Below are 9,942 nucleotides of genomic sequence, written 5' to 3' on the forward strand. Positions count from 1 at the left end.
GAAACGCTACAGTAAAGCTGTAGCGTTTTTATTTATTTTCAGGGAAAGAGTAGAAAATTGATAAACTTTATTCCCCAAAAATTTCTTTGCTATAACGTCTTCCTGTCGGCGTGGCAGCAAGTCCTCCTTCTGCAGTTTCACGAAAAGCAGTCGGTAAACTTGATCCAACTTGATACATTGCATCAATAACTTCATCTACTGGAATTTGCGATTCAATACCAGCCAAGGCCATATCAGCAGCAACAAGTGCAAAACTTGATCCAAGAGCATTCCGCTTCACACAAGGGACTTCAACTAAACCTGCAACAGGGTCACAGATAAGTCCAAGCATATTTTTAATAACAAATGCTATAGCTTGGCTAGCTTGGAAAGGAGTACCTCCAGCAGCCATAACTAAAGCAGCCGCAGCCATAGCACTAGCTGACCCAACTTCAGCTTGGCAACCTCCTTCTGCACCTGAGATAGAGGCATTATTACCAATGACAAGACCAAATGCGCCGGCTGTAAATAGAAAATTAAGTTGCTCTTCTTCTGTTAAATTAAGCTTTTCAATGGCTGTAGAAATCACAGCTGGTAAACATCCTGCACTACCTGCAGTTGGTGTTGCACAGACCAGTCCCATCTTAGCATTTAACTCATTAACAGCCATAGCATTCCTAACGGCAGCTAGGATTGTGGTATCTGAAATAGTTTTTCCTGATTGTAAATATTGATCCATCTTGACAGCATCACCGCCTGTTAAACCACTGATTGATTTACTAGGGGTCAATCCATCAATAACAGAAGCTTTCATAACCTCAAGGTTTCGGGACATAATATAACGAATTTCTTCACGACTTCTACCAGTCATTTCAATTTCCGTTTGGATCATGAGCTCTGCTATGTTACCCTTATGTTGGCTATTAGCTTGCTCTACCAGCTCTTCAATTGTATAAAACATAGTTACCCTTTCTCTTAATCAAAGAAGTTGACATTGTGTAAATGAGGAATAGCTTCTATCTTTTTGACAGCTTGTTGACAATCTCGTGAATCTACTTCTATAATCATGATAGCTTTTTCTCCTGCACTTTCGCGTGTTACATTCATTTGAGCAATATTAATGTTAAAGTCAGATAAAATATCAGTTACTTTAGCAATCATGCCAGGTATATCTTGATGAACGATAATTAAAGTAGGAGTATTCATTGTTAATGAAACTGAGAATCCATTCAACTCAGTAACTTGGATGTTTCCGCCACCAATTGACACTCCTGTAATACTCATGCTCCTATCCCCATTTTTAACAGTTATTTTCGCAGTATTTGGATGTGGTGAATTACTATCTTTTAGGATATCCCAGTAAATCTTAATTCCTTTTTGATGAGCAATTTCAAGAGAGTTTTTAATATCTGGATTATCTGTATCCATTCCTAGAATCCCTGCAACCAATGCTTTATCAGTACCGTGTCCTTGGTAAGTTTTAGCAAAAGAATTGTATAAATGAAAGGTTACTTCACTAGGTTCACCAAAAATAGAATGGACAACTTTACCAATGCGGACAGCTCCTGCAGTATGACTACTTGATGGTCCAATCATAACAGGACCAATAATGTCGAAGACCGATTGAAATTTTAAATGTTTCATAGTTTTTCCTCGTGATTTTTGTACATTCTCATTATAACAGATTATTTCTAAAAAATATCATAAAAAGATAAAAAAACTGCAATGTAATAAATATTTATCACAACAAAAACATACAACTTGACAACAAATAGTGCTATAATATATAAGCACTTTTATAGTGTTTCTTAGTCAATATGATTGATCTAAGAACAACTTGGCCCTTCAAGCCTAAGTTAAAAATAAAACTTTTTGATGGGAGAATTCTTATGACTGATAATTCAAACATTCGTGTCGTTGTAGGCATGAGTGGAGGTGTTGATTCATCAGTAACTGCCCTGCTTTTAAAAGAGCAAGGTTATGATGTTATTGGTGTTTTTATGAAAAATTGGGATGACACAGATGAATTTGGTGTTTGTACGGCTACTGAAGATTATAAAGATGTTGCTGCTGTTGCTGATCAGATCGGCATACCATACTACTCTGTCAACTTTGAAAAAGAGTATTGGGACAGGGTTTTCGAATATTTTTTAGCAGAATATCGAGCAGGTCGTACCCCAAACCCAGATGTTATGTGTAATAAGGAAATTAAATTTAAAGCATTTCTAGATTATGCGATGACATTAGGTGCTGACTATGTAGCAACAGGTCATTATGCACAAGTAACACGTGATAAAAACGGAATAGTTCATATGCTCAGAGGAGTAGATAATAATAAGGATCAAACTTATTTTCTAAGTCAATTATCTCAGGAGCAATTGCAAAAAACGTTATTTCCACTTGGTCATTTACAAAAACCAGAAGTTCGCCGTATAGCTGAAGAAGCAGGACTTGCGACCGCTAAGAAAAAAGACTCTACTGGTATTTGTTTTATTGGAGAAAAAAATTTCAAGGATTTCCTGGGTCAATATTTACCGGCTCAACCAGGTCGTATGATGACTGTTGATGGTCGTGACATGGGTGAACATGCTGGTTTAATGTATTATACTATTGGTCAAAGAGGGGGCCTTGGTATTGGTGGGCAACATGGTGGAGATAATAAACCTTGGTTTGTAGTTGGAAAGGATTTAAGTAAAAACATTCTTTATGTAGGTCAAGGTTTCTATCATGACTCATTGATGTCAACTAGCTTGACAGCTTCTGAAATTCACTTTACACGTGATATGCCTAATGAATTTAAGCTAGAATGTACGGCTAAGTTCAGATATCGTCAACCTGACAGTAAAGTTACAGTTTACGTAAAAGGTAATCAAGCAAGGGTTGTGTTTGATGATTTACAACGAGCAATCACACCAGGTCAAGCTGTTGTTTTTTATAATGAACAAGAATGTTTAGGCGGTGGGATGATTGATCAGGCTTATCGTGATGATAAAATCTGTCAATACATTTAATTGACACTTAATTATTAAGTGAGGTAATCGAATCGTATGATTTCAAAATTTATTTTAGCTTTCATGGCTTTTTTCGCCATTATGAATCCCATTTCTAATTTGCCAGCTTTTATGGCTTTAGTAGCTGATGATGATCAGAAGATTTCACGTCGAATTGCAGCAAAAGGAGTATTACTTGCTTTTGTCATTATTGTAATCTTTGTATTAAGTGGCCACTTACTTTTTAACTTATTTGGTATTACCCTAGCCGCCCTAAAAATATCTGGTGGAATATTGGTAGGTATTATAGGTTATAAAATGATTAATGGTATACATTCACCAACCAATAAAAACCTAGAGGAGCATAAGGATGATCCAATGAATGTGGCAGTTTCACCATTAGCAATGCCCCTTTTGGCAGGTCCGGGTACTATTGCAACTGCTATGGGTTTATCAAGTGGTGGTTTATCTGGCAAACTCATTACTATACTTGCTTTTGCCATACTATGTGTGATAATGTATGTTATTTTAATAAGTGCAAACGAAATTACTAAATTTCTTGGAAAAAATGCAATGACTATAATCACCAAAATGATGGGACTTATTTTGATGACTATCGGGATAGAGATGCTAATAACAGGCATAAAAATTGGTTTTCATTTAACATAGCCTATCCCCTCTGGTTGACTTTTAAAAGATAAATGCTAAAATAAATTTAACAATAACTATGATGGTCAAAGCTCATGGAATTTGTAAGTCTTTTTGACGTACAATTTTCGAGAGTTTTGGCTATTTTTGTGTTTTAATGAATTAGACTTTGAAATTGGAAAGGAATAAAATGACATATAATTTTGCAGAAAACTATGATATTATCGTTGTTGGAGCGGGTCATGCAGGTGTGGAAGCTAGTCTAGCTGCTAGTCGTATGGGATGTAAGACACTTCTAGCTACTATCAACTTAGAAATGTTGGCATTTATGCCTTGTAATCCTTCTATAGGTGGCTCTGCTAAAGGTATCGTTGTCAGAGAGATTGACGCTTTAGGTGGTGAAATGGGTAAAAACATTGATAAAACCTATATCCAAATGAAAATGCTTAATACAGGTAAGGGGCCTGCTGTCCGTGCCTTAAGAGCACAAGCTGATAAAGCCCTCTATGCACAAACAATGAAGCAAACTGTAGAAAAGCAAGAAAACCTTACCTTAAGACAAGCTATGATTGACGAAATACTTGTTGAGGATGGAAAGGTTGTGGGGGTTCGTACAGCAACTAATCAGAAATTTTCAGCAAAATCTGTTGTTATAACAACAGGTACTGCTCTTCGAGGAGAGATTATATTAGGTGAGCTTAAGTACTCTTCGGGCCCTAATAATAGTTTAGCTTCTGTGACATTGGCAGATAATTTAAGAGACCTAGGATTAGAAATTGGTCGTTTCAAAACTGGAACACCTCCTCGTGTAAAAGCCTCCTCTATTAATTATGAAAAGACAGAGATACAACCTGGGGATGAGCAACCAAATCATTTTTCATTTATGTCTAGAGATGAAGATTATATTACTGATCAAGTACCGTGCTGGTTGACCTATACGAATACTTTGAGTCATGACATCATCAATCAAAATCTACACCGTGCTCCTATGTTTTCTGGAATCGTTAAGGGAGTTGGTCCTCGATATTGTCCGTCAATTGAAGATAAAATTGTGCGTTTTGCTGATAAAGAGCGCCACCAACTCTTCTTAGAACCAGAAGGTAGACACACTGAAGAAGTTTATGTCCAAGGGCTATCAACGAGTCTTCCTGAGGATGTTCAAGTTGATTTATTACGTTCTATAAAAGGGCTTGAAAATGCTGAAATGATGCGTACAGGCTATGCTATTGAGTATGATATTGTATTGCCTCATCAATTAAGAGCAACACTCGAAACAAAAGTAATTGCTGGTTTGTTTACTGCAGGACAGACTAATGGTACTTCAGGTTATGAAGAAGCTGCTGGTCAAGGGTTGGTTGCTGGGATCAACGCTGCTCTCAAAGTTCAAGGGAAGCCAGAACTTATTTTAAAACGAAGTGATGCTTACATTGGTGTCATGATTGATGATTTAGTTACCAAAGGGACTCTAGAACCATATCGTCTGTTGACAAGTCGCGCAGAATATCGTCTGATTCTTCGTCATGACAATGCAGATATGCGTTTAACAGAAATCGGTTATGAGATTGGCCTAGTAGATGAAGAGCGTTATGCGATATTTAAAAAGCGTCAAATGCAATTTGAAAATGAATTAGAACGTTTAGATTCTATAAAGTTAAAGCCAGTTTCTGAGACAAATAAACGGATTCAAGAATTGGGCTTTAAACCTTTGACAGATGCTTTAACTGCCAAAGAATTTATGCGCCGCCCACAAATCACATATGCAGTAGCAACGGATTTTGTTGGTTGTGCTGATGAGCCATTAGACAGTAAGGTTATTGAACTTTTGGAAACTGAAATTAAATACGAAGGCTATATTAAAAAAGCTTTAGATCAAGTTGCAAAAATGAAACGAATGGAAGAAAAACGTATTCCCCCTCATATTGACTGGGATGACATTGATTCTATCGCAACAGAAGCTAGACAAAAATTCAAAAAAATTAACCCAGAAACGCTAGGTCAGGCTAGTCGTATTTCAGGAGTTAATCCAGCCGATATCAGTATTTTAATGGTTTACCTTGAAGGAAGACAAAAAGGTCGTAAAAATATCAATTGATAATAGTGTTCGCCCCTGTTTATCAGGGGCGTTTTGTGTTATAATTAGGTCTTAAGAGGTTATTTAATGAAAAGATTTCGTTTTGCAACCGTCCATTTAGTTTTAATAGGCCTGATTTTATTTGGACTATTAGCTATTTGTGTTAGGTTATTTCAATCCTATACGGCTCTATTATTGGCTATTTTTGTTGCTTTATCTTTTGTTGTTGCCTTATTATATTACCAAAAGATAACTTATGAACTATCTGAAGTTGAACAAATTGAATTACTTAATGATCAAACAGAAGTTTCTCTTAAGAGTCTTCTTGAACAAATGCCAGTTGGTGTTATACAATTTGATCTTGAAACAAATGATATTGAGTGGTTTAACCCTTATGCAGAATTGATTTTCACTGGGGATAATGGCCATTTTCAGTCTGCTACTGTTAAAGATATCATTACTAGTAGACGTAATGGAACGGCTGGGCAATCATTTGAATACGGTGATAACAAATATTCAGCTTATTTGGATACAGAGACGGGTGTTTTCTATTTCTTTGATAATTTCATGGGGAATAGAAGAAACTATGATAGTTCAATGCTACGTCCAGTTATTGGTATTATTTCCATTGATAACTACGATGATATTATGGATACTATGTTAGAGGCTGATATGTCAAAGATTAACGCCTTCGTGACTAGTTTTATTTCTGATTTTACACAGTCTAAAAATATTTTTTATCGTCGTGTCAATATGGATCGATACTATATTTTTACCGACTATAGCGTTTTAAATACATTGATAAAAGATAAATTTGATATTTTAAATGAGTTTCGAAAACGCGCTCAGGAAAACCATTTATCATTAACATTAAGTATGGGAATTTCTTATGGTGATGGTAACCATAATCAAATTGGGCAAATTGCTTTAGAAAATCTTAATACAGCACTCGTTCGCGGAGGAGATCAAATAGTAGTACGTGAAAATGATAGTAGTAAAAAAGCACTTTACTTTGGTGGTGGTGCTGTTTCAACTATTAAACGTTCACGAACACGTACTAGAGCTATGATGACTGCTATTTCTGACCGCTTGAAAGTAGTTGATAGTGTCTTTATTGTGGGACACAGGAAATTAGACATGGATGCACTAGGTGCATCTGTAGGGATGCAATTTTTTGCTAGTAATATTGTTAATGCCAGTTATGTAGTTTATGACCCAAATGACATGAATTCTGATATTGAAAGAGCCATTGATTACTTGCAAGAAGACGGCGAAACACGTCTCGTAAGTGTTGAGAGAGCTTTTGAATTAATTACTCAAAATTCTTTATTAGTCATGGTAGACCATTCTAAAACAGCTTTAACCTTATCTAAGGAATTCTTTAACAAGTTTGCAGATGTTATTGTGGTAGATCATCATAGAAGAGATGAAGATTTTCCAAAAAATGCTGTCCTTTCATTTATAGAAAGTGGCGCAAGTAGTGCCAGCGAATTAGTTACAGAATTGATTCAATTTCAACAAGCTAAAGATAAATTAAGCCGCAGTCAAGCAAGTATTTTAATGGCTGGTATCATGCTTGATACAAGAAATTTTGCATCTAATGTAACGAGTAGAACTTTTGATGTGGCAAGCTATTTACGCGGTTTAGGTAGTAATAGTATGGCTATTCAAAAAATATCAGCTACAGATTTTGATGAATATCGTTTAATTAATGAATTGATTTTAAAAGGTGAGCGTATTTATGATAACATCATTGTTGCTACCGGAGAAGAACATAAAGTTTACTCGCATGTTATAGCTAGTAAAGCAGCTGACACCATGTTGACAATGGCAGGTATTGAGGCTACTTTTGTTATTACTAAAAACAGTTCAAATATTGGTATTTCAGCGCGCAGTAGAAATAATATCAATGTCCAGCGCATTATGGAAAAACTTGGTGGTGGCGGACATTTTAGTTTTGCTGCTTGTCAAATACAAGACAAGTCTGTAAAGCAAGTTAGACGTATGTTACTGGAAATAATTGACGAAGATTTAAGAGAAAATAGTACAGTCGAAAATAGAAGGGATTAATTGAGATGAAAGTTATTTTTTTACAAGATGTTAAGGGGAAAGGAAAAAAAGGTGAGGTTAAGGAAGTACCTACTGGTTATGCTCAAAACTTCTTATTAAAAAAGAATCTAGCTAAAGAAGCAACGACACAAGCTATCGGTGAATTAAAAGGAAAACAAAAGTCCGAAGAAAAAGCGCAAGCAGAAATTTTAGCACAGGCACAGGAGCTGAAAACACAATTAGAATCCGAAACTACACGAGTGCAATTTATTGAAAAGGTAGGTCCAGATGGTCGTACGTTTGGTTCTATCACAGCCAAAAAGATTGCTGAAGAGTTACAAAAACAATACGGCATTAAAATTGACAAACGTCATATTGATTTAGATCATACTATTAGAGCGATTGGTAAGGTTGAAGTACCAGTAAAATTACATAAACAGGTTTCTTCACAGATTAAGCTTGATATCAAAGAAGCGTAAACTGAGAGATGATAAAGGTTGACAAGTCAGGAGGAATGAAGTTTGGCAGAAGTATCTGAGCTAAGAGTACAACCTCAAGACCTGTTGGCAGAACAGGCCGTTCTAGGATCTATCTTTATCTCACCAGAGAAACTGATTATGGTGAGAGAATTTATAAGTCCAGATGACTTTTATAAATATTCACACAAAGTTATCTTCAGAGCGATGATTACCTTAGCTGATAGAAATGATGCAATTGATGCTGCTACTGTTAGAAATATTTTAGATGACCAAGGTGATCTTCAAAACATTGGTGGGTTGGGCTATATTGTTGAATTAGTTAATAGTGTTCCAACAAGTGCTAATGCGGAGTTTTATGCCAAAATAGTTTCTGAGAAAGCCATGTTGCGAGATATCATTTCTAAGTTGACAGATACTGTCAACATGGCCTATGAAGGAAATGATTCTGATGAAATTATTGCTACCGCTGAGAAGGCTTTAGTTGATATTAACGAACACAGTAATCGTAGCGGGTTTAGAAAGATATCTGATGTTTTAAAAGTTAATTACGAAAACTTAGAATTACGTTCACAGCAAACCTCAGATGTCACAGGTTTACCAACTGGATTTAGAGATTTAGACAGGATTACTACAGGTTTACATCCAGATCAATTAATCATCTTAGCGGCTCGTCCTGCAGTAGGTAAAACAGCCTTTGTTTTAAATATTGCTCAAAATGTTGGAACTAAACAAAATAGACCTGTAGCTATTTTTTCACTTGAAATGGGGGCTGAGAGTTTAGTTGACCGTATGTTGGCAGCAGAGGGAATGGTTGATTCTCATAGTTTACGAACTGGTCAGTTGACGGATCAAGATTGGAATAATGTAACGATTGCTCAAGGAGCTTTGGCGGATGCGCCAATTTATATTGATGATACGCCCGGGATTAAAATTACAGAAATTAGAGCACGCTCTAGGAAGTTATCTCAAGAAGTTGATGATGGTTTAGGTTTAATCGTCATTGACTACCTCCAATTAATTTCAGGAACTAGACCAGAAAATCGTCAGCAAGAAGTTTCTGAAATTTCAAGGCAGTTGAAGATTTTAGCTAAAGAATTAAAGGTTCCTGTTATCGCATTAAGCCAGCTCTCTCGTGGGGTTGAGCAAAGGCAGGATAAACGACCGGTCTTATCTGATATTCGTGAATCTGGATCGATTGAACAAGATGCTGACATTGTTGCTTTCTTATATCGAGATGATTATTATCGTAGAGAGGGCGAAGAAGCAGAGGAAATTGTAGAAGATAATACCGTTGAGGTTATTTTAGAAAAGAACCGTGCTGGTGCGCGTGGGACAGTAAAATTAATGTTTCAAAAGGAATATAATAAATTTTCTAGTATAGCTCAATTTGAAGAATAGGAGATGTTAATATGAGTGATGCATTTGCAGATGTTGCAAAAATGAAAAAAATAAAAGAAGATATCAAGTCACATGAGGGACAGATGGTCGAACTTACTCTCGAAAATGGTCGTAAGAGGGAAAAAAATAAAATTGGGCGCCTAATTGAAGTTTACCCATCTTTGTTTATCGTAGAGTATAAGGATACTGCAGCTGTACCAGGAGCAATTGATAATACTTATGTAGAGTCTTACACTTATTCAGATATTTTAACTGAGAAAACTTTAATTCGTTATTTTGATGACGAGTCAGCAGAATAGTATGAAAACCTCGACTGAGGTTTTTTATT

At 36.0% G+C, this 9,942-nt stretch carries 9 protein-coding genes; 7 read left to right on the forward strand and 2 right to left on the reverse strand.

All coding sequences use genetic code 11. The features are described from left to right. Window positions 1–67 precede the first annotated feature (67 nt). Together sdaAA and sdaAB are read right to left on the reverse strand one after the other, a co-directional pair. Window positions 68–940: an L-serine ammonia-lyase, iron-sulfur-dependent, subunit alpha gene (sdaAA, locus tag HMPREF9171_RS112630; protein WP_000500148.1), complete on the reverse strand. Its 873-nt coding sequence runs from the start codon at window positions 938–940 to the stop codon at window positions 68–70. A 14-nt stretch (window positions 941–954) separates the two neighbouring features. After that, window positions 955–1,623: an L-serine ammonia-lyase, iron-sulfur-dependent subunit beta gene (gene sdaAB / locus HMPREF9171_RS112625; RefSeq protein ID WP_000681579.1), complete on the reverse strand. Its 669-nt coding sequence runs from the start codon at window positions 1,621–1,623 to the stop codon at window positions 955–957. Window positions 1,624–1,868: 245 nt separating this feature from the next. Here sdaAB and mnmA point away from each other — a divergent pair, with 245 nt between their 5' ends. The 7 genes from mnmA (at window position 1,869) to HMPREF9171_RS112590 (ending at window position 9,913) form a co-directional block, all read left to right on the forward strand. Next, window positions 1,869–2,990: a tRNA 2-thiouridine(34) synthase MnmA gene (gene mnmA, locus HMPREF9171_RS112620; protein WP_000131751.1), complete on the forward strand. Its 1,122-nt coding sequence runs from the start codon at window positions 1,869–1,871 to the stop codon at window positions 2,988–2,990. A 36-nt stretch (window positions 2,991–3,026) separates the two neighbouring features. Continuing rightward, a complete protein-coding gene (locus HMPREF9171_RS112615; protein ID WP_000623752.1) occupies window positions 3,027–3,638 on the forward strand; it encodes a MarC family protein in 612 nt (203 codons plus the stop codon). Between the two features lie 169 nt (window positions 3,639–3,807). Next, window positions 3,808–5,709: a tRNA uridine-5-carboxymethylaminomethyl(34) synthesis enzyme MnmG gene (gene mnmG, locus HMPREF9171_RS112610; RefSeq protein WP_000221888.1), complete on the forward strand. Its 1,902-nt coding sequence runs from the start codon at window positions 3,808–3,810 to the stop codon at window positions 5,707–5,709. Between the two features lie 66 nt (window positions 5,710–5,775). Next, complete coding sequence (locus HMPREF9171_RS112605; protein WP_000819771.1) at window positions 5,776–7,758, forward strand: DHH family phosphoesterase; 1,983 nt, start codon at window positions 5,776–5,778, stop codon at window positions 7,756–7,758. Window positions 7,759–7,763: 5 nt separating this feature from the next. Next, window positions 7,764–8,216 carry a 50S ribosomal protein L9 gene (rplI, locus tag HMPREF9171_RS112600; RefSeq protein ID WP_000864243.1) on the forward strand — a complete coding sequence of 151 codons (453 nt, stop codon included), beginning with the start codon at window positions 7,764–7,766 and terminating at the stop codon, window positions 8,214–8,216. Window positions 8,217–8,258: 42 nt separating this feature from the next. Further along, on the forward strand, window positions 8,259–9,614 hold the full coding sequence (gene dnaB, locus HMPREF9171_RS112595; RefSeq protein ID WP_000852645.1) for a replicative DNA helicase: 1,356 nt from the start codon (window positions 8,259–8,261) through the stop codon (window positions 9,612–9,614). 11 nt (window positions 9,615–9,625) lie between these two features. Further along, window positions 9,626–9,913 (forward strand): Veg family protein, encoded by a 288-nt coding sequence (locus HMPREF9171_RS112590; RefSeq protein ID WP_001278152.1) that lies wholly within the window; start codon window positions 9,626–9,628, stop codon window positions 9,911–9,913. Window positions 9,914–9,942 lie beyond the last annotated feature (29 nt).

This window comes from Streptococcus agalactiae ATCC 13813, assembly GCF_000186445.1.
Classification (GTDB): Bacteria; Bacillota; Bacilli; order Lactobacillales; family Streptococcaceae; genus Streptococcus; species Streptococcus agalactiae.